The organism is Pseudoalteromonas sp. PB2-1 (assembly GCF_045040605.1).
GTDB lineage: Bacteria > Pseudomonadota > Gammaproteobacteria > Enterobacterales > Alteromonadaceae > Pseudoalteromonas > Pseudoalteromonas arabiensis.
On the sequence record NZ_CP090667.1, the window covers coordinates 1,360,624 to 1,383,848 of the forward strand.

A 23,225-nucleotide genomic window follows, 5' to 3' on the forward strand; every position below is an offset into this window, starting at 1 on the left:
ATGGTTACTTTTTGAATCTTACAATCACGCCAGCAGCACTGAGTAATATCACCACAACCCATACTGGCAAATTGCCGTATTGGCTATAAATACTATCGCCTTTGATGAGCGTAATTGTTGCCTCGAGTACATCGGCTTTAAATTGCGGCATAGCTAATTGTGATTTAGCGATGGGGTCGTAAACAGCGCTAATACCATTATTCGTCACTCGAATCAGCGGGCGCTGTAATTCAAGGGAACGCATACGCGCTATTTGCATATGCTGATGCGGGCCATGTGAGTCACCAAACCACGCATCGTTACTAACCGTGAATAAAATATCAGATTCACTGCGGTAATTGCCACGAACTAAACTAGCAAAAGCAATCTCATAACAGATTGCAGGTAAAATATTTAAGCCATTTGCCCGTAAATTGTTTTGCACTTCATCGCCGCGGGTAAAAGATGACATAGGCAAATCAAACAATGGCGCGATTGGGCGCAGTAACTCTTGGAATGGCACAAATTCACCAATCGGCAATAACTGATGCTTTTGATAGCGGTTTTTAGCTAAATACTGATAGTGGCCTTCGCTATCTTCCAGCTCTTTTTTACCAAGCACAATTAGCGTATTAAAAATGTTACGGGTGTCGTATTGGTAATCAACGATACCTGTAATAAGTGCCGTATTGTTAAATGTGGCAGCGCTATCAAGACCTGTTAAATACTCACTGGCCAATGCTTCGAGCTCTGGGACTGCGGCTTCAGGCCAAACTATTAAATCAGCATTCCAATGCAGGCGGGTCATGTCTTGGTATTTACTCATGGTATTCCAAAATTCTGACGGCTCAAAGCGTAAGTGCTGTTTAATATTACCTTGTACGAGAACTGTTTTGATTGTTTTATCTTGATACTTTGTAGGGCTGCTATTTGCGATAAAATATAAGCCTGTAAGTATTACGACAGAAATAATTAACGGTTTAATATCTTTGTTTATCAAGCGATAAAGCGAAAAGGCAATGAATACGCAAATAAGCGTGATACCAAACTCACCAATCACGGGTGCTAAAAAATTCAGCGGGCTGTCTGTTTGGGTGTAACCAAAGCTCAGCCAAGGAAAACCGGTAAGCAAAGTACCGCGTAAATATTCTGTAATAGCAACGGTAGCAAGTAACCAACAAATAAAGCTATAGGGGCCGTTAGCAAGACGTGTAGCGAGCCAAGCGGCTAATGCAGGATACAGGGCTAAATATGCGCACAGTAAAACCATAAGCGAAATAGAGGCAATCAGTGGCATGCCGCCAAAAGTCGCTATAGAAACATGCACCCAGCTAATACCTGCACCAAACCAGCCCAAACCAAAGATAAAGCCATATTTGGCACTTTGCTTTGCTGCGGTCTTACCACTTGCAAGGGGGTTAATGCAGTAGAGAAGGGCACCGAGTGATATAAAAGCAATATACCAAAGATTAAAGGGGGCGTAGCTAAGGGTCAAAAAGAGGCCCGCAATAAGTGCGAGCCAGGCTTTTTTATCTTTTGCAAGAAGGCTTAGGTTAGTTAGCAGTTTCTTCACTGTCGTTATCATCAGCCTTAGGAATAGTTACTTGCAATTGCAGGATGCGACGATTGTCCGCATTGGTGACTTTAAACTGTAAACCATCAATATCAATGGTTTCACCACGGCTTGGCATATGGCCAAACGCATGCAGTACAGTACCACCAATAGTATCTGCATCTGAGGTACTGTAACCTGTTTTAAAGTATTCGTTAAAGTCGTCGACCGGTGTCAGTGCTTGCACGGCATAAACATGCTTTGCAACTTGACGAATATCTTGTTGGTCTTCGCTTTCATCGTGCTCATCTTCAATTTCACCAACGATGATTTCGAGAATATCTTCAATAGTTACAAGACCAGATACACCGCCATATTCATCGATTACAATGGCCATGTGGTAACGCTGTTGACGAAACTCGTTAAGGAGCGTGTCAACACGTTTACTCTCTGGCACCACAACGGCTGGTCGTAAATAATCACGTAAAGAAGGTAGTTGCTCATCTTTGTTGATGATCAATGGTAATAGGTCTTTAGCTAATAAAATACCTTCAACATGGTCTTTATCTTCGCATACGACAGGAAAGCGTGAGTGCGTAGAATCGACCATCATAGGTAATAGCTGTTCTAGAGGTGTATCGACTTCTAGGGTGACCATTTGTGAGCGCGGTATCATTATATCGCGCACTTTTAGCTCTGATACACCCAGTACCCCTTCAATCATATCCTTTGTTTCAGGGTCGATAAGGTCGCGTTCTTGCGCATCGGCAATTACTTCTACCAGCTCTTCTCTATTCTGGGGTTCCCCTTGCAACATTTGGGCTATACGGCCCAACCAAGTTTTGCCAGAAGAACCCTGGCTAGTTTGCGAGTTGTCGTCGCTCATTGCGTCTAATTGCTCCGTTAATTTAAATATCGTCTCGATATGGGTCAGCGATGTTCAGATCGGCAAGTAACTGCTTTTCTATGCTTTCCATTTCAAGTGCATCTTCGTCCTTTATATGGTCAAATCCAAGTAAATGCAAGCATCCATGAATCACCATATGGGCAAAATGGTCGTGAAAGACCTTTTCTTGTTCAATTGACTCGGCTAAAACAATCGCCGGACAAATGATTAAGTCACCGACTAAAGGTAACTCAATGCCAGGTGGTGCTTCAAACGGAAACGATAAGACATTAGTCGGCTTGTCTTTACCACGGTAGTCATTATTAAGCTGTTGACTTTGCGCCTCATCACTTATCACAATAGTCAGTTCAGCGTCTTCACGATAATTGCTAAGGGCTTTATCAGCCCAAAGCTGGAATTGTTCAAAGCTGGGTAAGTTGTCAAACTCACAGGCTATTTGTAGGTCTAATTCGGTCACGAGTTTGCTTCTTGTTGGTTTGCTTGTGATTCTTTAATACGTTGCTTTTCAGCTCGCTTTAAACGCTCAGCTTCATCATTACGCTCGTAGGCTTCTACAATACGAGCTACGACAGGGTGACGCACAACATCATGAGATTGGAAGAAGTTAAAACTAATTGCTTCAACACCATTGAGTACCTCAATTGCATGGCGTAAGCCTGAGCGCGCTCCGCGCGGTAAATCGACCTGGGTGATATCACCAGTAATTACCGCTTTCGAATTAAAACCAATACGGGTTAAGAACATTTTCATTTGTTCTGCTGTGGTGTTTTGGCTTTCATCTAGAATGATAAAGGCATCATTCAATGTACGACCACGCATATATGCAAGTGGGGCAACCTCTATGATGTTCTTTTCAATGAGCTTTTCAACGCGCTCAAAACCAAGCATTTCAAATAATGCATCGTAAAGAGGGCGCAAATAAGGGTCGATTTTTTGACTCAAATCACCTGGTAAGAAACCGAGTTTTTCACCTGCTTCAACGGCAGGGCGCGTAAGTAGAATGCGACGAATTTCTTGGCGCTCAAGGGCATCAACAGCGGCTGCAACGGCGAGGTAAGTTTTACCTGTACCAGCAGGGCCAATACCAAAGGTAATGTCGTGATGCAAAATATTTGCAATGTACACGCCTTGGTTGTCGTTTCGCGGTTTAATTACGCCACGGCGAGTTTTAATAACCATGTCTTTGCCATAAACGCCTGGATTTTCATCTTGCTCGAGGGCATTTGATTCGCTAATTGCTAAATGAACCGCTTCAGGTTCTATCTCACCAATTTGACCACGTACAGGTTGAGTATCAACATAAAGGTTTTTTAAGATTTCTACACTCGCTGCAGCACAGTGAAGCTTACCAGTGACTCGGAAAAAATTATCGCGATGAGCAATTTCTACACCTAATCGGCGCTCAATTTGTTTGATATTTTCGTCAAACGGACCACATAAAGATGAAAGGCGTTTATTGTCGGCGGGTTCTAAATAAATCTCTAAAGTTTTTAATTGATTACTCAAAATAGCTTCCTATTGATGGGTGCAGGCCATGCCTGCACCAAATTTTCCCCTACGGGACGAAAGTAGCAACGCCAATTTCGTTAGGGGCTTGTGCAGCTTCAGCCTCGGCTGCCTTACTTAAAATAGATGATGGCGCCACGTCACGGCGTAAGTTCATCCCTGATTCTGTACGAATTAATTCACCACGTAAAGAATTTGGCAATGCTTCAGTAATACGTACATCAACGAATTGACCGATCACAGAGTGTGGGCCTTCAAAATTTACAACTCGGTTGTTTTCGGTACGGCCACGTAATTCCATTGGGTTCTTCTTAGAAGGACCTTCAACTAAAATACGTTGTTCGGTATCAAACATTTGGCGGCTGATTTGCTGCGCCATTTGCGTAATACGATTTTGTAACAGGTATAAACGTTCTTTTTTCTCTTGCTCTGATACATCATCTGGTAAATCAGCAGCAGGCGTACCAGGGCGCGCACTGTAGATAAAGCTAAAGCTCATATCAAAACCGATATCATTGATAAGGTTCATGGTTGCTTCAAAGTCAGCTTTACTTTCGCCTGGGAAACCAATGATGAAATCTGATGACATACTTAGATTAGGGCGAATTTTACGTAACTTACGAATCGTTGATTTGTACTCGAGTGCAGTATGGCCACGTTTCATAAGGTTTAAAATACGGTCTGAACCACTTTGCACTGGTAAGTGCAGGTGATCAACAAGTTCAGGTACATCAGCATAGGCGTCAATGATATCTGGCGTAAATTCTACAGGGTGTGAAGTGGTGTAACGAATACGGTCAATACCGTCAATCGCTGCCACATAACGTAATAGATCAGAGAAGTAACAAATTTCACCGTCGTGAGTTTCACCGCGATAGGCATTTACGTTTTGACCAAGTAGGTTCACTTCGCGAACACCTTGCTCTGCAAGTTGTGCAACTTCAAGTAATACGTCATCAAGTGGACGGCTTACTTCTTCACCTCGCGTATAAGGTACTACGCAGAATGTACAGTATTTAGAACAACCTTCCATAATAGATACAAACGCAGTAGGGCCTTCCGCTTTTGGTTCAGGTAGGCGGTCAAACTTCTCAATCTCAGGGAATGAAACATCAACTACCGAGCTGCTGTCGCCACTTTGTACTTGCTTAATCATTTCTGGTAAGCGGTGTAATGTTTGCGGGCCAAATATTACATCAACAAACGGCGCACGTTGACGAATTGAATCACCCTCTTGCGATGCAACACAGCCACCAACACCAATGATTAATTCAGGCTTATCATCTTTTAATAGTTTCCAACGGCCAAGCTGATGGAATACTTTTTCTTGTGCTTTTTCACGGATTGAACAGGTATTGAGTAAGATCACGTCAGCATCTTCAGCTTCTTCAGTTAACTGATAGCCGTTAGTCGCATCTAGTAGATCAGCCATCTTCTGAGAGTCGTACTCGTTCATCTGACAACCCCAGGTTTTAATATGCAGCTTTTTACTCATTGAAATATAGCCTCGTTTTCAATTCGGTAGTGACACAAAAATGTGTTAGAAACAGGATTAAGTGGCAAGTATGCCGACTTAAAGGACGCGTATTTTAGCTGGATACCCGCACAGATCCAAGTATAGTTTTTATCTTTGTGGTGTGAAATCAAACAAGTCACTGTTTTGAAATTCTTAAGCAGTAAATGCACTGACACTGATTATTGAATTACGTTACAATTTGCTGCGTATTTAAATAGCCAAATGAGCGAATATTAAATGAATAAAAATAAGGTAATTGTTGTCGGTGGTGGCATGGTCGGTGCTGCTATAGCGATAAAACTGGCTAAACAGGGGAGGGATGTCACAGTTATTGAAAAGCACCTTATCGATGCTGATCATATTCTTAGCTCAGATAGGGTTGATATTCGCATTTCGGCTATTAATCGCTTTTCAGAGAATTTACTCGATGACCTTGGTGCCATGCCGTTACTAAGACAAAATCGCATTGCGCCTTATCAACAACTAGAGGCCTACCAGCAACAAGGCGAAAATTTATTGTTTGATTGCCATGAGATTGGCGAAACGCATTTAGGTCATTTAATCGAAAATAATTTAATTCAAGCCAGTCTTTGGCAGCAATTCGCCAAGTACGACATCGAAGTGATAGAGCAATTATCAGCCATTACGAATATTACTCACACGGCTGATTCAATCACCTTACAGTATGGCGATACTCAATATACTGCCGATTTAGTTGTTGCAGCAGATGGTGGACAGTCACAATTGCGAACTAAAGCTGGCTTGGGTGTAACGGGTTGGCAATATGCTCAGCACTGCATGGGTGTGTTAATTAAATTAGATGCCCCGCAGCAAGTAAAAACGTGGCAACAATTTACGCCAACCGGACCCGTGGCGTTTTTACCGATGCAGGCGCCTTATGCTAATTTAATTTGTTATCACGATGCTGCGGTTTTAAAGCAGTGGCAAAAATTGTCGAATGAGCAACTTAAAGCAACGCTCATTGCGCATTTCCCTGAACTACCGGGCGACTTTGAGTTGCTTGAGCAGGCTGTTTTTCCACTTGCACGCCAACATGCCAATGATTATTCGCACGGCCGTTTAGTTTTAGTCGGTGACTCGGCGCACACAATTAACCCGCTCGCTGGACAAGGTGTGAACTTAGGCTTTCAAGATGTTGTAGCACTGGCAGATATTTTGGCAGATCAACCTGATGTTGGTCAGCAAGCGTTACTCAAACGCTACGAGAAAAAACGCCGTCATGCTAATTTGCTAATGATGAGTATGATGGATGTCTGTTACTTTGGTTTTTCAAACGAGATAAAACCACTGAGTTGGGTGCGCAGTAAGTTCTTAAAGCTTGCTAATAACACAGGACCTGCAAAGAACTGGGTTTTAAAGTATGCGATCAGCGGGACATTAAGTTAACCACATAGTGATAGAGACTAAACACGGGTTAATGAAAATTAGCCCGTTTTTTTTGTGCTAAATAAAAATGAATTAAATTTTGGAGAAATTAGAAATTAGAAATTAGAAATTAGAAATTAGAAATTAGAAATTAGAAATTAGAAATTAGAAATTAGAAATTAGAAATTAGAAATTAGAAATTAGAAATTAGAAAGGGAAGTAGTTGGCTGGGATACCAGGATTTGAACCTGGGAATGGCAGGATCAAAACCTGCTGCCTTACCGCTTGGCGATATCCCAACGCTAAACTTGAAGAGTTTTAGTTCTACTTAAGAACATGGTGCGGAAGGAGAGACTTGAACTCTCACAACCGAAGTTACTGGAACCTAAATCCAGCGCGTCTACCAATTCCGCCACTCCCGCATCATAGGATTTGCTATTTTTAACTCTTAGCTAGAGATATTCTTCAACACTCTCTTGGTAGAGAAAGTGGCTGGGATACCAGGATTTGAACCTGGGAATGGCAGGATCAAAACCTGCTGCCTTACCGCTTGGCGATATCCCAACAAAGAATAAGTTGATAGTTTTGGTTCTTATCAAGAACATGGTGCGGAAGGAGAGACTTGAACTCTCACAACCGAAGTTACTGGAACCTAAATCCAGCGCGTCTACCAATTCCGCCACTCCCGCATCATTCGTACATAAAGTACTGGTAGTTATTTTAGACTCTTCATTGAGTATTCTTTGTCACTTTGAGAAAGTGGCTGGGATACCAGGATTTGAACCTGGGAATGGCAGGATCAAAACCTGCTGCCTTACCGCTTGGCGATATCCCAACAAAGAATAAGTTGATAATTTTGGTTCTTATCGAGAACATGGTGCGGAAGGAGAGACTTGAACTCTCACAACCGAAGTTACTGGAACCTAAATCCAGCGCGTCTACCAATTCCGCCACTCCCGCACATCTTTCGCGTTCGTAGTAAAGGAACCTAAATCCAGCGTCTTAATCAAGACATCGGCCAATTCCACCACACCCGCATTATTCGTACATAAAGTACTGGTAGTTATTTTAAACTCTTCATTGAGTGCAGTTTAACTCCTGCAGAGCCATTCTAAAGAAAGAATGGTGGCTAAGACGGGATTTGAACCTGTGACCCCATCATTATGAGTGATGTGCTCTAACCAACTGAGCTACTTAGCCATTGTGGCTGGGATACCAGGATTTGAACCTGGGAATGGCAGGATCAAAACCTGCTGCCTTACCGCTTGGCGATATCCCAACAAAAGCTTGATAGTTTTAGTTCATATCAAGAACATGGTGCGGAAGGAGAGACTTGAACTCTCACAACCGAAGTTACTGGAACCTAAATCCAGCGCGTCTACCAATTCCGCCACTCCCGCATACCTTTTGCGTTTGCAGTAAGGGAACCAAAATCCAGCGTCTTAATCAAGACATCGGCCAATTCCACTACTGTCGCATTATTCGTACTTAAAGTACTGGTAGTTATTTTTAACTCTTCATTGAGCAACAAAAAGAATGGTGGCTAAGACGGGATTTGAACCTGTGACCCCATCATTATGAGTGATGTGCTCTAACCAACTGAGCTACTTAGCCATCTTTTTTGTTAACACTTCATCGCTGAGTGCGGGGCGTATTATGCTGATATGACCTAAATCCGTCAACACCTTTTTTGCAAAAAAACACTTAACAGGGTTTGTTTGCATTAAAATTAAGCTAACAGGTTAAATTTTACTTAAATTGCTGTTTTTTTGTCGGTCAAAGACAACTCTAAAAGTCTGTTACGTATTATTGTAAATAAAAGCTCATTTTTAATCTGTTTGATTTTCATACAAAAATTAAGTTTATAAATTTAAAAACTATTTTGTTGGTAGTTTTTCTAACTCATAAATGCATTTACAGCTATACAGAGTAGAAGAGTAGGGAGATAAAATGGCGCTATTGCAGTACTAAAAATTGCATGCGTATCGTGATGTAAACCCAGAAAATAAAAAAGGCTCGTAATTACGAGCCTTTTAAATAGAGTTGCTTAAGAACTTATACGTTAAATAAGAAGTTCATGACATCACCGTCTTTAACGATATACTCTTTACCTTCTTGACGCATTTTACCTGCTTCTTTTGCACCGCTTTCGCCTTTGAACTCAATGTAATCGTCAAAAGCGATTGTTTGAGCACGGATAAAGCCACGTTCAAAGTCTGTGTGGATTTTACCAGCAGCTTGTGGTGCCGTCGCACCTACTGGAATGGTCCATGCGCGTACTTCTTTTACACCTGCTGTAAAGTAAGTCTGTAATTTAAGTAGCTCGTAACCACCACGGATCACTAAGTTAAGGCCTGGCTCTTCTAAACCTAGGTCAGCCATAAATTCTAATTTATCTTCTTCTTCTAGTTCAGATAACTCAGATTCGATAGCAGCACAAACAGGAATAACAACCGCGTCTTCAGCTGCGGCAATTTCACGTACTTTATCTAGGTAAGGGTTATTTTCAAAACCATCTTCTGCTACATTCGCAATGTACATCGTTGGTTTGATTGTTAAAAAGTTAAGCGTTTTAATTGCCGCTTTTTCTTCTTTAGTGAGTTCTAAAGAACGTAATGTTAAACCTTCATCCAGATGCGCTTTTACTTTCTCAAGTACAGCGTTTTGCTCTTTCGCGTCTTTATCGCCGCCTTTTGCTTTCTTGGCATTACGAACAAGCGCTTTATCTGCGCTATCCATATCTGCAAGTACTAATTCGGTGTTAATAACATCAATATCGTCAGCTGGATCGATAGTACCAGCAACATGGACGATATTTTCGTCTTCAAAACAACGAACAACATGACCAATTGCATCTGTTTCACGAATATTCGCAAGGAACTGATTACCTAGACCTTCACCTTTTGAAGCGCCTTTTACAAGGCCTGCAATATCAACGAACTCCATCGTTGTTGGTAAAATGCGTTGTGGATTGACGATTTCAGCAAGCGCATTTAAGCGCGCATCAGGAACTGGCACCACACCCGTATTTGGTTCAATAGTACAGAAAGGGAAGTTAGCGGCTTCGATTCCCGCTTTAGTTAGTGCATTAAATAATGTTGATTTACCAACGTTTGGCAAGCCAACGATGCCACATTTAAAACCCATAGTAAGATACCTTGTGTAATTTCATTAAAACGGATTAAGGTTTAAATGAATGTAGTCTGTTTTGTGCTTTTAACACACCATCTTTTGCAAGAATTTCCATGCAACGAACTGCTTCGTCGATTGCGGCATCCATTTTTTCTTGATCGTCTTTCGCAGCTTTGCCTAGCACCCAACCTGTTACCATTTCTCGGTGACCAGGGTGTCCAATGCCAATACGAAGGCGCATAAAATCTTTTTGGTTTGCCATTTTCGCAATAATGTCTTTTAAACCATTGTGACCACCGTGGCCGCCACCTTTTTTTAGTTTAGCAATGCCTGGTTCTAAGTCCATTTCGTCGTGAGCAACGAGAATGTTTTCAACAGGAATTTTAAAGAAATTAGCGAGACTACTCACCGACTTACCACTTAAATTCATATAAGTTGTAGGGATCAGTAGTTTAAATTCTTGGCCTTGAATAATCACTTTGCCAGTGAGGCCGTGATATTTAGGATCATGTTTGAGAGTGCAGTTGTAACGTGCAGCGAGTTCTTCGATGAACCAAGCACCTGCATTATGGCGTGTGTTTGCGTATTCGGGGCCTGGATTAGCCAGGCCCACAAGCATTTGAATAGAATTCAAGGTGTGTACACCTTAAAAATTATTCTGCAGCGTCTTCTGAAGCTTCTTCAGCAGGAGCAGCTTTGTTAGCTTTAACAGTAACAACTGACTGATCGTGATCTGCACCTTTAGCAAGCTCAACAGATGAAACACCTGAAGGAAGTTTAAGGTCAGAAAGGTGGATTGAATCACCAGCTACTAAGTCTGCAACGTTAACTTCAACGAACTCAGGAAGTGACTTAGGAAGACACGTGATTTCGATTTCAGTTAATTGGTGAACAACAGTGTTACCTGCTTTAGTTACTTTCTCTTCACCGATGAAGTGTACTGGCACTTTAGTGTGAAGTTTGTGAGAAGCATCTACACGTTGGAAGTCTAAGTGAGTGATCTTAGGCTTGAACGGGTGACGTTGAATATCTTTAAGGATAGCTTCAACTGACTCGCCACCGATGTTTAAAGTAAGGATGTGCGTGTAGAAACCTTCGTCTTCTTGCGCTTTGATCATATCTTTGTGTGCAAGAACGATAGATGCAGCTTCTTTGTCAGCACCGTAAAGGATTGCAGGAACTTTATCTTCACGGCGTAGGCGGCGGCTCGCACCAGTACCTGTTTCTGTACGTAATTCTGCATTGTATGTATAAGTTGACATAATGTCTCCAATAATTAATAGTCGTAGGGCCTTTGCGACCAAGGTCCCTAGCCAAAAGGCGCGCTATCATACCACCCCTTTTAGGGAAAATAAATAACGGCTACAAAAAAAGCACCAAATGGTGCTTTTTTCAATATCATGTGCTGTTGATTAATGCTCAAACATCGCAGAGATTGATTCTTCGTTGCTGATACGACGAATTGTTTCAGCAAGCATATCTGCAAGCGTAAGTACTTTGATATTATCAAGTGCTTTAAGCTCGTCAGTAAGTGGTATTGAGTCAGTAACAATCACTTCGTCAATAACTGATTCACGAATGTTCTGTGCTGCATTACCTGAAAGAACTGGGTGGGTTGCATAAGCAAAAACACGTTTTGCACCATGCTCTTTAAGCGCAGCTGCTGCTTTACATAATGTACCGCCTGTATCAATCATGTCATCAACGATGATGCAGTCACGACCTTCAACGTCACCAATAATATGCATTACTTGTGATACGTTTGCTTGTGGGCGACGCTTATCGATGATAGCAAGGTCAGTGTCATTTAATAGCTTCGCGATTGCACGAGCACGAACAACACCACCGATATCAGGAGAAACAACCACGACGTCTTCGAAGTCGCGCTCTTTCATGTCTTCTAATAGCACAGGGCTACCGAACACGTTATCAACCGGTACGTCGAAGAAACCTTGGATTTGTTCTGCGTGTAGGTCAACAGTTAATACGCGGTCAACACCAACACTTGATAAGAAATCTGCAACTACTTTAGCTGTGATTGGTACACGAGCAGAGCGCACACGGCGGTCCTGACGCGAATAACCAAAATAAGGAATAACTGCGGTAATACGTCCAGCAGACGCACGACGTAGGGCATCAACCATAACGATAAGTTCCATCAGGTTATCGTTAGTGGGGTTACAGGTTGATTGAACAATGAAAACGTCAGAACCACGAACATTTTCATTAATTTGAACACTGATCTCACCGTCACTAAAACGGCCAACAACAGCATCGCCTAATTCAATATACAAACGTTTTGCAACTTTTTGAGCTAGCTCAGGTGTTGCGTTACCAGCGAAGAGCTTCATGTCAGGCACGGTAGGGTTCCTCAGGCACTGAATTTTGGGACTAACAGGCTATGGTAGGCACCAAAGCAGGTTAACATTTACTTGTACGTTACTTCATTTCAAAGTGAGCATTTAAAGCTGTATGAGCAGGAGAAATTGTAGCACTACTTGCAACAAAACCCGTCCATTTTTCTGGTAATTCGGCTAAAACTTGCTGTGCTTGTGCCTCGGTTGAAAACTCAGCAAAGCAGCAAGCGCCTGTACCAGTCATCTTTGACGGGGCGTATTTTAGCAACCACTGCAGGGCTTTTTTCAACCTCGGGGCAGAGCTTTTTAACTAAAGGCTCACAATCATTGCGTAAATTTTCTGTTTGCCAGTCTGCTTTTAGTTTCGGTGTATCGCGTTTTAAATCGGGGTGAGTAAAAATTTTTGCGGTGCTTACATGCTCCCCAGGGTGGATCACACAATACCAACGCTTTGGTAACTCGACGTTATGAAGTTGCTCACCAATGCCGTGCGCAATGGCGGTGTGGCCATTAATAAACACAGGGACATCAGCGCCTAAGGTCACGCCTAAATTTGCTAACTCGTGTAAAGATAAATGACAGTTCCATAATTTATTAAGCGCGAGCAAAGTTGTTGCGGCATCGGAAGAGCCACCCCCAACACCGCCGCCCATTGGCAAACGTTTTAATAGCTTTATTATAGCGCCTTGTTGGCAATCACAGTGTTGTTGTAATAAACGGGCTGCTTTATATATAAGGTTATCTGCAAGCTCAATACCGTCTGTATCACCGGTTACTGTAATGTTTGGCTCGTTGTTAACAGTAAATGTTAAGTCATCACCAAACTCTAAAAAGGTAAATAAGGTTTCTAACTCATGGTAGCCGTCATCACGGCGCGCATTTATATGAAGAAATAAATTAAGTTTTGCAGGCGCTATTAACGTTAGCGGGGCGGTTGATACTTGCGTCATGATTAATTTAACTGCCAATCATTAAGTTGAATTTTTATACGGATTTTTTGGTTTTTGAGGCTTAGCTTAACAGGAAGCCAATAGCCATCTTGTTTAATGTAATCTGAATAGGTTATTTGCCACTGTTGGCCATTGTGTGCTTGCCAAATCAGATTTTTTAATCGGCCTTGCTCATCATAACTGGCTTGGTCGTTTTCGACAGTGCCTTTTAGCCACTTTGCGGCGTTATCTAATGGAATCGAAAAGCCAGTTAAACGGTATAACAACATAGCCGCATCGCGATCGGTATAAACATCACCGTCATATTCAAGTTCGGCCCCTTGGGCATTTTGTTTTAAAGACAAAATACGAGTGCCAATAAAACTGGTGAGTACCATGTCACTGTATAGCTCATCATGTTGCCAGTTTAAATTAGCAGATTGGCGCTGCTCTGTGCTAATAAATGCCATTTTTCCCTGTACTTGCCACTGAGCTTGTTGTTCTAAACGGCTTTTCCAGTCAGGATAAATGTAATCAACGGTTGACATTTTTTGCGCACAACCGCTGATAAATAAAAAAAACATGAATAAAATCAAATATTGTTTAATCAAATGACGTTCCTTACTTTCCATATTCCGCTGATTTTTGGTAAAATTAACGCCTTTACAGCTGGGCTTAGCAATATTTGGTACATATGACCATCGTAGCACTTGGTATAAATCACAAAACCGCATCCGTAGAATTACGTGAAAAAGTCGCGTTTTCACCTGAGCAAATGGCTGAGGCGTTACAGCAATTAAGCGGTCATGCGCATTTTAATGAAGCGGTTATTGTTTCGACCTGCAACAGAACCGAAATCTATTGTAGCCTTGCTGAGCGTAATTCCCAAACCTTGTTACGTTGGTTAGCAGGTTTTCATGGTTTGGATGAACATGAACTGAGCAATAATACTTATTACTACGAAGGTGATAAAGCGATTAACCATTTAATGCGAGTGTCGTGTGGTCTTGATTCTTTGGTGCTCGGTGAGCCGCAAATTCTGGGGCAAATTAAACAAGCTTACCATAACGCGAAAACACACGATGCTATTGGCGTAACCTTCGATCGTTTGTTCCAAAAAACCTTTTCGGTAGCGAAACAAGTTCGAACTGAAACGGACATTGGTGCCAGTGCAGTTTCGGTTGCCTATGCCGCTGTTAATCTAGCCAAACATATTTACGGCAAACTCGATAAAACCAATGTACTGCTTATTGGTGCGGGTGAAACTATAGAGCTTGTTGCAAAGCATTTATATCAAAATGACCCGCAAAAAATAACCGTAGCGAACCGCACCATTGAACGAGCGAAGAGCTTAGCGAGCGAAGTTAATGCAGATGTGATCGCGTTGGCTCAGCTACCGGAGCGGTTACATGATGCAGATATTGTTATAAGTTCCACCGCCAGCACGTTACCAATTATTGGTAAGGGTGTCGTGGAGCAAGCCCTAAAAATGCGCCGCCACAAACCTATGCTATTTATTGATATTGCGGTTCCACGTGACATTGAAAGCCAAGTAGGTGAGCTTGATGCCGCTTATTTATATTCAGTTGATGACTTACAAGCCATAGTAAGCGAGAATATCGCGGCTCGTGAGCAAGCTGCCGAACAGGCACAAGACATTATCAGTGCACGTACGAATGAGTTCGTTATGTGGCTGCGTTCACTGGATTCAGTGGATTTAATTCGTCATTATCGTAATGACGTCCAAGATATAAAATCTGAACTTGTTGAAAAGGCGCTTAGCCAGTTGCAAACAGGTAAAGAGGCAGAAAAAGTGATACTCGAGTTGGCAAATAAACTGACCAACCGCTTGATGCACGCACCTACCCGTGCCATTCAAGATGCAGCAAAAAATGGCGAAGCTGCTGAGTTAAGTCAATTAAAGAAAATGTTAGGTATTGATCAGGAATAGTCGTTAAATGAAAGAGTCTGTTTATAGAAAATTAGAAACCTTAGTTGAGCGTTATGAGGAAGTGCAAGCGCTACTAAGCGACCCCTCTGTGATCAGCGATCAAAATCGCTTTCGTACCTTATCTAAAGAGTATTCAGAGTTAGAAGAAATTGTTAAAGCGTTTTTAGCGTATCAGCAAGCACAGGATGATGTAGCGACAGCTGAAGAAATGCTAAAAGATTCAGACCCTGATATGCGTGAAATGGCGCAAGAAGAATATAAAGAAGCAAAAGCACAAATAACGGCATTAGAAGACGAAATCCAAATTCTGATGCTGCCAAAGGACCCTAAAGACAATAATAATGTCTACCTAGAGGTTCGTGCGGGTACCGGTGGTGACGAAGCCGCTATCTTCGCTGGTGACTTATTCCGTATGTACAGCCGCTACGCTGAAACCAAAAAGTGGAAAGTAGAAGTAGTAAGTACTAACGAAGGTGAGCATGGCGGTTATAAAGAAGTAATTGCGCATATCTCGGGTGAAGGTGTATATGGTCAGCTTAAATTTGAATCAGGTGCACACCGTGTACAACGTGTACCAGAGACTGAATCGCAAGGCCGTGTTCACACATCAGCCTGTACTGTAGCAGTCATGGCCGAGATTCCTGAAGCGGAAGCAATTGAGATTAACCCCGCGGATATTAAAGTGGATACCTTTCGTGCATCGGGTGCCGGTGGTCAGCACGTCAATAAAACTGACTCAGCAATCCGTATCACACATATTCCAACAGGTGTGGTTGTAGAGTGTCAGGATGAACGTTCACAGCATAAAAACCGTGCTAAAGCGATGTCAGTACTTGGCGCTCGCTTGCAACAAGCTGAAGACGAAAAACGCCAAGCTGCAGAGGCATCTGAGCGTCGTAACTTAGTTGGTAGTGGTGACCGTTCTGAGCGCATTCGTACTTATAACTACCCGCAAGGCCGTATTACCGATCATCGTATTAACTTAACTCTCTATCGTTTGAATGAAGTGGTTGCAGGTGATTTAGGCAGTGTAATCGAACCACTTATGCAAGAACATCAAGCTGACTTACTCGCTGCGATGGGCGATGAATAATCGTGCCACAAAGCATAGAGCAAGCACTGGTTGCTGCGACGGCGTTACTAACGCCTAGCAGCGACAGTGCGAAATTAGACGCCCAAGTCCTGTTATTATCCATCCTGAATAAACCGCGTAGTTACTTATTCACTTGGCCAGAAAAACACCTTACCGAACAGCAACAGCTCGATTTTGAACAGGCATGCCAACGCCGCTTAAAGGGTGAACCTGTCGCGCATATTGTCGGTTTTCGTGAATTTTGGAGCCTTCCACTTAAGGTAAACCCAACAACCTTGATTCCACGACCTGATACCGAAACGTTAGTTGAATACGCTTTAGGTCTTGAGCTGCCCGCTGATGCAAATGTGCTTGATTTGGGCACAGGTACAGGCGCTATAGCACTTGCGCTGGCCAGCGAAATGCCAAATTGGCAGGTGACAGGGGTAGATAGAGTGGCTGATGCCGTCGCATTAGCCCAAGAAAACCAACAGCGACTCGATATTAACAATGTCACTTTTGCTTTGAGCAATTGGTTTAGTGCGGTTAAAAAAGAAAAGTTTGACCTAATTGTCAGCAACCCCCCCTATATCGAACACGATGATGAGCACTTAAGCCAAGGTGATGTGCGTTTTGAGCCATTATCAGCATTAGTAGCCGATGACGACGGCATGGCTGATATTAAACAAATTATTACTATCGCGCGTGACTATTTGACAACAAATGGCTATCTTTTAATTGAACATGGTTACCAACAAAGTGTGAAAGTCCAAGAATTTTTTGCACAAATGTCGTATAGCCATATACTTACAGTAAAAGATCTTGGCGGTAATGACCGTGTAACGTTAGCGCAGTGGGCTCATAAATAATAAGCTTTGCTGGGCACACATAGCCTTTGAGGATCCCAAACAATGGATGAATTTTTGTTTTCGGATGAAGCACTTGATGAAGTCAGTGAGGTGGTTCAAGGTAGTTGGAAAGTCATCGTTGTTGATGATGAGCCAGAAGTACATGCCGTAACAAAGCTTGCGCTCAGTGACTTTGAATTCCAAGACAAACGCCTTGAGTTTATCAGTGCCTATTCAGGAGAAGAAGCCAAGCAAGTTATTGAACAGCACCCTGATGCAGCTATAGTTTTACTTGATGTTGTTATGGAAACGGATGATGCGGGGCTTAAAGTCGCTAAATATATCCGTGAAACTGCGAAGAATAATCATATTCGTATTATCTTGAGAACGGGTCAACCAGGCCAAGCACCTGAACGACAAGTTATTGTTAATTATGATATTAATGATTACAAATCGAAAACTGAGCTGACCGCACAAAAATTGTTTACGGTGGTGATGTCAAGCTTACGCTCTTATCGCGATATTTTATCGATTGAGCAATCACGTCAGGGTCTCGAAAAAATAATTAAAGCATCACGCGATATTTTTTCTACCCATTCGCTAGAGCACTTTATTGAAGGTGTAATGCAGCAACTTACATCTTTGTTAGGCACTGTTGAGCAAGCTATGTATGCGACAAGCTTAGTTGCGAGTAACCCTCTTGATAATCAAAAAAAACTGGTGGTTTTTTCCGGTCGGGGGGAGTTTGAGCGCAGCGAAGGTAAAGCAATTGAAGAAGTGCTCAATGATGAACAGCTCAATGCCTGCCAACAAGCTCTAAGAGATAAAACGATTGTCTATCGTGATAATTATTTATTTGCCTATTGCAGCAGTGAGTTTAACCATAATTCTATGTTGTTTATCTCGGGTATCCCTAAACATTTAACTGATACACAACGCCATTTGATTGAAATTTTTTCGCAAAATGTTCAATTGGCGTATGAGAATGTACAGCTTCAAGCTGAAATTGAGGCGACACAACAAGAGCTTGTGTTTAGACTCAGTGAAGCTCTAGAGCAGCGTTCAACTGAAACGGGTAACCATGTAAAACGTGTTTCGCATATCTGTTATGAGCTGGCGATGGGATATGGATTATCTAAACGCGAAGCTGAACTTATTCGCTTAGCTGCACCGCTGCATGATGTGGGTAAAGTAGGTATTCCTGATGCCATTTTAAATAAACCTGGCCCGCTAACAGACGAAGAGTGGGCTATTATGCAGCAACATGCTGAAAAAGGTCATTTAATCCTAAAGGGCTCGAATCGTGACATCGTTAATACTGGGGCCATAATTGCGCTATCTCATCATGAACGTTGGGATGGAACAGGTTACCCTAAGGGCTTGAAAGGTGAAGAGATTCCTATTGCTGGGCGTATTGCCGCATTAGCCGATGTGTATGATGCACTACGTCATAAACGCTGCTACAAAGAGGCGTGGTCACTTGAAGATGTTGTAAAGGAAATTAATGCACAACAGGGCAAACAATTTGACCCTAAGTTAATAGAAGTGTTTAATCAACGCGTTAAAGAAATAGAAGACGTACTCGTACGTTATCCAGATTAATTAAACAAAGTAGTATTGGGGCATATGGATTATTTAGCAGTAAAACATACTCACATGTTATTTGCCGTGTTGAGTATTGTACTATTTTACGTTCGTTCTTTTTCACGTTTAAAAACGGGCGCACTTGCAAAAAATAAAGTGGTGTTCATTGGAAGTCATAGCATTGATACATTGCTGCTTGTTTCTGCAGTTGCGTTAATCGTGATGGCAGGATTTAACCCATTAGAGCAATCATGGTTATTAGAAAAAATTATACTTGTTATTGCTTATATCGTACTAGGTGTTGTGGCTGCAAAGCAAAGCGCACAGACTGCGAAAGTGGTATTGCTTGCTATAACCACCTTCATTTTATTAGCAATTGGTTATTTAGCTTCGGCTAAAACTGCACTTCTTCTCTAAGAATCTCTGAGCGGTATTTTGATGGCGAGTGCCGTCGTACCGCTTTTTTATATCTCATCGTTCAGTATTGGTAACTTAGGGCAAAAGTAGGTAAACTAGCACCTCGTTTTTGAAAGAGATGTTGCAGTATAAATGACCACCCCTTGGTTTGAAGATCAAAATGAATCCTATCAAGATGAGGCCTACGATGCATTTTCTTCTAAAGTGCTTTATCGTTGTATTGATGCTGAATTAAAGTGGGATACACAAGTAGATCTAACTGCTTGTTATGAACTACTCAATGAATTTGAGCATACGGTTTCAGTACTTTGTGTTGAACATAAAGAGCCTCATGAACGCTTAGATAAACTCTTGGATATCTTTTATCAACAATGGCTTTTCAGTGCTTCTAGCTTGAAAGTACCCGAATACACCTTAAATAGCTTTAGCTATACGGTTACGATGCGCAGTGGTACGCAAACAACATTGGCTATTTTACTGTGTCACTTATTACAACATGCTAACTTGGATGCTTCAGTGACCTTAAGTCAAGGTGAAGTGCAGGTGCATGTTGCCATAAGTGATGAAGAAGGGTATCTCATAGAGCCAAGCACAGGCCAGCAAAGTTGGTATATCATTCCTGAAAATGCCAGTGAAGAGAATGGCGATGAGCAAGAGCCGCTTGAACTGGTGTTTGATGAAGAGATATATAAGCTTTACTTAGCTCAGCAAAAATGGTCATTCATTAGCGAAAGTAAATTTGGTCATGCGCTACACTGCGTTGACATGCTGATGGAATTATTAGGCGATGATCCTTATGAGCGTCGTGACCGTGGCTATCTACTTAATCAGTTAGATTGCCCTAAAATGGCCAGAGATGATCTACAGTATTTTGTTAATGAATGCCCAGATGATCCCGCTATCGATATTATTCAGCACCAGATTGCTGAAATAGAAGACAACAATAATACACACCACTAGTTTTAAGGAACACTTATGACTGACGCCCACAGTGCGCTAATTACCAATGACGCAGTCGTACTTGGTTTACTCGCCGTTATTTTAGGGTTTGTTTTTAGAACCTCGCATAGTAACAATGCAGCATGCCAGAAATTTTATAAATACGTCCCCGCTTTACTGCTTTGCTACTTCTTACCATCATTATTAAATACCTTTGGAATTGTTGATGGTCATTCATCAAACGTTTACTACGTGGCATCCCGCTATTTACTTCCAGCCTGTTTAATTTTATTAACCATCAGTATCGACTTAAAGGCTATTTTAAACTTAGGCCCGAAAGCGTTGATCATGTTTTTAACGGGGACCATGGGTATCGTTATTGGCGGACCTCTTGCCATTTTAGTGATGAGCGCCGTTTATCCTGAAGCGGTTGGCGGACATGGTCCTGATGCCGTATGGCGTGGCATGACAACCATTGCGGGCAGCTGGATTGGTGGCGGTGCTAACCAAGCCTCTATGAAAGAGATGTTCGAAGTAGGCGGTGATATATTCTCGGCTATGGTGACTGTTGATGTCATTGTGGCGAACTTATGGATGGCTGTATTACTACTCATGGCGGCTAATCATAAAGCGATTGATGCTAAAACAGGGGCTGATACCCGTGCAATTGAAGATCTAAAAGAGCGCGTAGAAAAGTATCACGCTGAGCATGCACGTATGCCAACGCTCAATGATTATATGACGATTATTGCCATAGCCTTTGGTATTACAGGTCTTGCGCATTTTTGTGCTGACTTTTTAGGCCCGTACTTCGGTGCTAACTTCCCTTGGGCACAGGAGTATAGTTTAAATAGCAAGTTCTTTTGGTTAATCGTGATCTCGACCACTATCGGGATTAGTTTATCGTTTACTAAAGTACGCCATATTGAAGCATTTGGCGCCTCAAAGGTTGCATCAAGCTTTTTATATATTCTTGTGGCTTCGATTGGCTTACATATGAATATTACCGCTATTTTCGACTCGCCTATGTACTTTGTACTAGGTGTGATTTGGATGCTAACACATGCAAGCTTGATGTTGATTGTGGCTAAATTAATCAAAGCACCGCTGTTTTATATGGCTGTGGGTTCACAAGCTAATGTTGGTGGTGCTGCATCAGCACCTGTGGTTGCCTCTGCGTTCCATCCATCGCTGGCACCCGTTGGTGTGTTACTTGCGGTTTTGGGCTATGGTGTAGGTACTTACATGGCTTATATTTGTGGTTTAATGCTACAAGCTGTTTCACCTTAAGGAATAGAAATGAACAACCAGTTAATTAAAATTAACGAGATTGAATTAGCAAACAACAAACCATTTGTGTTGTTTGGTGGTATGAATGTACTTGAATCACGTGATTTAGCAATGCGTATTGCGGAGCATTATGTTGAAGTAACTTCAAAGCTGAACATTCCATATGTATTTAAAGCCTCTTTTGATAAAGCGAATCGCTCGTCAATTAATTCATATCGTGGTCCAGGTATGGAAGAGGGCTTAAAAATCTTTGAAGAGATTAAATCTTCTTTTAATGTGCCACTTATTACTGATGTACACGAACCACATCAAGCAGCACCAGTTGCTGAGGTGGTTGATATTATTCAGTTGCCAGCATTCCTTGCCCGCCAAACTGACCTAGTAGTTGCTATGGCAAAAACAGGTGCCATTATCAATGTGAAAAAACCACAGTTTTTAGCACCGCACGAAATGCGCCATATCATTAAGAAATTTAATGATGCAGGTAATAACAATGTTGCATTATGCGAGCGCGGCACTAGCTTTGGTTATAACAACCTAGTGGTTGATATGCTAGGTATGGATGATATGAAGCCAATGGCACCAGTTATTTTTGATGCTACGCATGCATTGCAACGCCCAGGTGGTCGTGCTGACTCGGCGGATGGGCGTCGCGCTCAGGCGGCAGAGCTTGCGCGTAGTGGCATGGCACTAGGCCTTGCGGGTCTTTTCATTGAAGCGCACCCTAATCCAAATGAAGCAAAATGTGATGGCCCTTGTGCACTTGCATTAAGTAAGCTAGAAGGCTACTTAACACAAATGAAAGCTGTGGATGAGCTTATTAAAAGCTTTGCACCATTAGATACCAGTGCCAATGACCTGTAATATTTAATTAGTTGATGAGAAGGCGACTATGGTCGCCTTTTTTTATTTGTGTCGCTATAATCGATGCATAAGAAAAACTAATTCTAAGCTTGGTGTTTATGTCTCGTCGTTTACCTCCATTAAATGCATTAAAAGCATTCGAAGCTGCTGCACGCCACTTAAGCTTCACCAAAGCTGCGGAAGAGCTTTATGTAACCCAAGCTGCCGTTAGTCATCAAATTAAAACCCTTGAAGAACATTTGGGTTTAAAACTCTTCCTGCGTAAAAATCGCTCTTTACTATTAACCGAAGAAGGCCAGGGCTATTTTTTAGATATTAAAGAGATTTTTACTCAACTAATTGATGCTACAGAAAAACTACTAGCAAGAGGAGCTAAAGGCTCTTTAACGGTAAGTTTGACACCAAGTTTTGCAATTCAATGGTTGGTACCAAGGCTTAGTTTATTTAATGAGTTACATCCTGAGATAGATGTACGGATTAAAGCACAGGATCAGGACGAGAATTCTCTGTCGGATGATGTCGATATTGCCATCTACTATGGCCGTGGCCATTGGAGTGGGGTGCAAACTTATAAGCTTCATACTGAATACCTTGTGCCTCTATGTAGCCCTTTGCTGTTAACCGGTCCTAAACCACTTGATCAACCAAGTGACTTGGCGAATCACACATTGCTTCATGATACGACTCGTAAAAATTGGAAAACGTGGATGAAAACGGCGGGTGTGCGTAATGTGCAAGTTAATCAGGGCCCGATCTTTAGTCATTCATCAATGGTTTTACAGGCAGCGGTTCATGGTCAAGGTGTGGCAATAGGTAATAGCGTGCTTGCTAAACCTGATATTGATGCAGGGCGTTTGGTTATTCCATTTAGTCACGCTATGGTCAGTAAAAATGCCTACTATTTAGTTATAAGAGAGTCTCAAACAGAGCTAGGCAAAATAGTTTCATTTAAAGATTGGATGCTGAGTCTAGTTGAACAAGAACAAGAGTATTAAC

Annotated in this window: 20 protein-coding genes, 10 tRNA genes and 1 pseudogene; 10 read left to right on the forward strand and 21 right to left on the reverse strand. The window is 42.0% G+C overall.

Going from position 1 to position 23,225, the window contains the following annotated elements:
* Positions 1-4 precede the first annotated feature (4 nt).
* Genes lnt through miaB form a run of 5 tightly spaced genes read right to left on the reverse strand, consistent with a single transcriptional unit; the run spans position 5 to position 5,439 of the window.
* The gene (gene lnt / locus L0Z67_RS06240; RefSeq protein WP_209438193.1) at positions 5-1,552 is read right to left on the reverse strand and encodes an apolipoprotein N-acyltransferase; all 1,548 of its coding nucleotides are present in this window, start codon (positions 1,550-1,552) and stop codon (positions 5-7) included.
* On the reverse strand, positions 1,533-2,417 hold the full coding sequence (corC, locus tag L0Z67_RS06245) for a CNNM family magnesium/cobalt transport protein CorC (RefSeq protein ID WP_062570656.1): 885 nt from the start codon (positions 2,415-2,417) through the stop codon (positions 1,533-1,535). The genes lnt and corC overlap by 20 nt, the downstream gene beginning before the upstream one ends.
* 22 nt (positions 2,418-2,439) lie before the next feature.
* A complete protein-coding gene (gene ybeY / locus L0Z67_RS06250) occupies positions 2,440-2,895 on the reverse strand; it encodes an rRNA maturation RNase YbeY (RefSeq protein ID WP_405128595.1) in 456 nt (151 codons plus the stop codon).
* Complete coding sequence (locus L0Z67_RS06255; protein ID WP_062570658.1) at positions 2,892-3,944, reverse strand: PhoH family protein; 1,053 nt, start codon at positions 3,942-3,944, stop codon at positions 2,892-2,894. Before L0Z67_RS06255 ends, ybeY begins: the two co-directional genes overlap by 4 nt.
* A gap of 49 nt (positions 3,945-3,993) precedes the next feature.
* The gene (gene miaB / locus L0Z67_RS06260) at positions 3,994-5,439 is read right to left on the reverse strand and encodes a tRNA (N6-isopentenyl adenosine(37)-C2)-methylthiotransferase MiaB (RefSeq protein WP_405128596.1); all 1,446 of its coding nucleotides are present in this window, start codon (positions 5,437-5,439) and stop codon (positions 3,994-3,996) included.
* A 258-nt stretch (positions 5,440-5,697) separates the two neighbouring features.
* Between miaB and L0Z67_RS06265 the strand changes: the two genes are divergently transcribed.
* Positions 5,698-6,867 carry an FAD-dependent oxidoreductase gene (locus tag L0Z67_RS06265; RefSeq protein WP_405128597.1) on the forward strand — a complete coding sequence of 390 codons (1,170 nt, stop codon included), beginning with the start codon at positions 5,698-5,700 and terminating at the stop codon, positions 6,865-6,867.
* A 203-nt stretch (positions 6,868-7,070) separates the two neighbouring features.
* Here the strand turns inward: L0Z67_RS06265 and L0Z67_RS06270 are convergent.
* The 16 genes and pseudogenes from L0Z67_RS06270 to lolB form a co-directional block, all read right to left on the reverse strand.
* Positions 7,071-7,145, reverse strand: a tRNA-Gln gene (locus L0Z67_RS06270).
* A gap of 38 nt (positions 7,146-7,183) precedes the next feature.
* Positions 7,184-7,268, reverse strand: a tRNA-Leu gene (locus L0Z67_RS06275).
* Between the two features lie 67 nt (positions 7,269-7,335).
* A tRNA-Gln gene (locus L0Z67_RS06280) sits at positions 7,336-7,410 on the reverse strand.
* A 40-nt stretch (positions 7,411-7,450) separates the two neighbouring features.
* Positions 7,451-7,535, reverse strand: a tRNA-Leu gene (locus L0Z67_RS06285).
* Between the two features lie 71 nt (positions 7,536-7,606).
* A tRNA-Gln gene (locus L0Z67_RS06290) sits at positions 7,607-7,681 on the reverse strand.
* A gap of 40 nt (positions 7,682-7,721) precedes the next feature.
* Positions 7,722-7,806, reverse strand: a tRNA-Leu gene (locus L0Z67_RS06295).
* Positions 7,807-7,969: 163 nt separating this feature from the next.
* Positions 7,970-8,046 (reverse strand) — tRNA-Met (locus tag L0Z67_RS06300).
* Between the two features lie 4 nt (positions 8,047-8,050).
* Positions 8,051-8,125, reverse strand: a tRNA-Gln gene (locus L0Z67_RS06305).
* Between the two features lie 36 nt (positions 8,126-8,161).
* Positions 8,162-8,246: transfer RNA gene (locus L0Z67_RS06310), tRNA-Leu, on the reverse strand.
* A 137-nt stretch (positions 8,247-8,383) separates the two neighbouring features.
* Positions 8,384-8,460, reverse strand: a tRNA-Met gene (locus tag L0Z67_RS06315).
* Positions 8,461-8,901: 441 nt separating this feature from the next.
* Positions 8,902-9,993 (reverse strand): redox-regulated ATPase YchF, encoded by a 1,092-nt coding sequence (gene ychF / locus L0Z67_RS06320; RefSeq protein WP_062570661.1) that lies wholly within the window; start codon positions 9,991-9,993, stop codon positions 8,902-8,904.
* Positions 9,994-10,027: 34 nt separating this feature from the next.
* Complete coding sequence (gene pth / locus L0Z67_RS06325) at positions 10,028-10,612, reverse strand: aminoacyl-tRNA hydrolase (protein WP_062570662.1); 585 nt, start codon at positions 10,610-10,612, stop codon at positions 10,028-10,030.
* A 19-nt stretch (positions 10,613-10,631) separates the two neighbouring features.
* On the reverse strand, positions 10,632-11,240 hold the full coding sequence (locus tag L0Z67_RS06330; protein ID WP_062570663.1) for a 50S ribosomal protein L25/general stress protein Ctc: 609 nt from the start codon (positions 11,238-11,240) through the stop codon (positions 10,632-10,634).
* A 150-nt stretch (positions 11,241-11,390) separates the two neighbouring features.
* Positions 11,391-12,338, reverse strand: a complete 948-nt coding sequence (locus tag L0Z67_RS06335; protein WP_062570664.1) for a ribose-phosphate pyrophosphokinase — start codon at positions 12,336-12,338, stop codon at positions 11,391-11,393.
* A 79-nt stretch (positions 12,339-12,417) separates the two neighbouring features.
* Positions 12,418-13,285 (reverse strand): annotated as a pseudogene (gene ispE, locus L0Z67_RS06340) (4-(cytidine 5'-diphospho)-2-C-methyl-D-erythritol kinase).
* Between the two features lie 2 nt (positions 13,286-13,287).
* The gene (gene lolB, locus L0Z67_RS06345) at positions 13,288-13,875 is read right to left on the reverse strand and encodes a lipoprotein insertase outer membrane protein LolB (RefSeq protein WP_083515373.1); all 588 of its coding nucleotides are present in this window, start codon (positions 13,873-13,875) and stop codon (positions 13,288-13,290) included.
* Positions 13,876-13,958: 83 nt separating this feature from the next.
* Here lolB and hemA point away from each other — a divergent pair, with 83 nt between their 5' ends.
* The 9 genes from hemA to L0Z67_RS06390 all read left to right on the forward strand — a co-directional run bounded on the left by hemA (position 13,959) and on the right by L0Z67_RS06390 (position 23,224).
* Positions 13,959-15,215 (forward strand): glutamyl-tRNA reductase, encoded by a 1,257-nt coding sequence (gene hemA / locus L0Z67_RS06350; protein ID WP_062570667.1) that lies wholly within the window; start codon positions 13,959-13,961, stop codon positions 15,213-15,215.
* A 7-nt stretch (positions 15,216-15,222) separates the two neighbouring features.
* Complete coding sequence (gene prfA / locus L0Z67_RS06355; RefSeq protein ID WP_062570668.1) at positions 15,223-16,308, forward strand: peptide chain release factor 1; 1,086 nt, start codon at positions 15,223-15,225, stop codon at positions 16,306-16,308.
* A gap of 2 nt (positions 16,309-16,310) precedes the next feature.
* The gene (gene prmC, locus L0Z67_RS06360) at positions 16,311-17,156 is read left to right on the forward strand and encodes a peptide chain release factor N(5)-glutamine methyltransferase (RefSeq protein WP_237115091.1); all 846 of its coding nucleotides are present in this window, start codon (positions 16,311-16,313) and stop codon (positions 17,154-17,156) included.
* 42 nt (positions 17,157-17,198) lie between these two features.
* On the forward strand, positions 17,199-18,737 hold the full coding sequence (locus tag L0Z67_RS06365; RefSeq protein ID WP_193988629.1) for a response regulator: 1,539 nt from the start codon (positions 17,199-17,201) through the stop codon (positions 18,735-18,737).
* A gap of 24 nt (positions 18,738-18,761) precedes the next feature.
* Positions 18,762-19,136 (forward strand): SirB2 family protein, encoded by a 375-nt coding sequence (locus L0Z67_RS06370; RefSeq protein WP_062570671.1) that lies wholly within the window; start codon positions 18,762-18,764, stop codon positions 19,134-19,136.
* A 132-nt stretch (positions 19,137-19,268) separates the two neighbouring features.
* Positions 19,269-20,096: a tetratricopeptide repeat protein gene (locus tag L0Z67_RS06375; RefSeq protein ID WP_062570672.1), complete on the forward strand. Its 828-nt coding sequence runs from the start codon at positions 19,269-19,271 to the stop codon at positions 20,094-20,096.
* Positions 20,097-20,111: 15 nt separating this feature from the next.
* Positions 20,112-21,365 (forward strand): DUF819 domain-containing protein, encoded by a 1,254-nt coding sequence (locus L0Z67_RS06380; RefSeq protein ID WP_193988630.1) that lies wholly within the window; start codon positions 20,112-20,114, stop codon positions 21,363-21,365.
* Between the two features lie 9 nt (positions 21,366-21,374).
* A complete protein-coding gene (kdsA, locus tag L0Z67_RS06385) occupies positions 21,375-22,229 on the forward strand; it encodes a 3-deoxy-8-phosphooctulonate synthase (RefSeq protein ID WP_405128598.1) in 855 nt (284 codons plus the stop codon).
* 98 nt (positions 22,230-22,327) lie between these two features.
* Positions 22,328-23,224, forward strand: coding sequence for a transcriptional regulator GcvA (locus L0Z67_RS06390; protein WP_062570675.1), 897 nt, complete (start codon positions 22,328-22,330; stop codon positions 23,222-23,224).
* Position 23,225 lies beyond the last annotated feature (1 nt).

Bases quoted from the DNA above. Each gene is read 5' to 3' on its own strand.
- L0Z67_RS06390 (WP_062570675.1), top strand. From the start codon at position 22,328: ATGTCTCGTCGTTTACCTCCATTAAATGCATTAAAAGCATTCGAAGCT.
- miaB (WP_405128596.1), bottom strand. From the start codon at position 5,439: ATGAGTAAAAAGCTGCATATTAAAACCTGGGGTTGTCAGATGAACGAG.
- ychF (WP_062570661.1), bottom strand. From the start codon at position 9,993: ATGGGTTTTAAATGTGGCATCGTTGGCTTGCCAAACGTTGGTAAATCA.
- L0Z67_RS06330 (WP_062570663.1), bottom strand. From the start codon at position 11,240: ATGTCAACTTATACATACAATGCAGAATTACGTACAGAAACAGGTACT.
- L0Z67_RS06375 (WP_062570672.1), top strand. From the start codon at position 19,269: ATGACCACCCCTTGGTTTGAAGATCAAAATGAATCCTATCAAGATGAG.
- L0Z67_RS06265 (WP_405128597.1), top strand. From the start codon at position 5,698: ATGAATAAAAATAAGGTAATTGTTGTCGGTGGTGGCATGGTCGGTGCT.
- hemA (WP_062570667.1), top strand. From the start codon at position 13,959: ATGACCATCGTAGCACTTGGTATAAATCACAAAACCGCATCCGTAGAA.
- L0Z67_RS06370 (WP_062570671.1), top strand. From the start codon at position 18,762: ATGGATTATTTAGCAGTAAAACATACTCACATGTTATTTGCCGTGTTG.
- corC (WP_062570656.1), bottom strand. From the start codon at position 2,417: ATGAGCGACGACAACTCGCAAACTAGCCAGGGTTCTTCTGGCAAAACT.
- prfA (WP_062570668.1), top strand. From the start codon at position 15,223: ATGAAAGAGTCTGTTTATAGAAAATTAGAAACCTTAGTTGAGCGTTAT.
- L0Z67_RS06380 (WP_193988630.1), top strand. From the start codon at position 20,112: ATGACTGACGCCCACAGTGCGCTAATTACCAATGACGCAGTCGTACTT.
- kdsA (WP_405128598.1), top strand. From the start codon at position 21,375: ATGAACAACCAGTTAATTAAAATTAACGAGATTGAATTAGCAAACAAC.
- L0Z67_RS06365 (WP_193988629.1), top strand. From the start codon at position 17,199: ATGGATGAATTTTTGTTTTCGGATGAAGCACTTGATGAAGTCAGTGAG.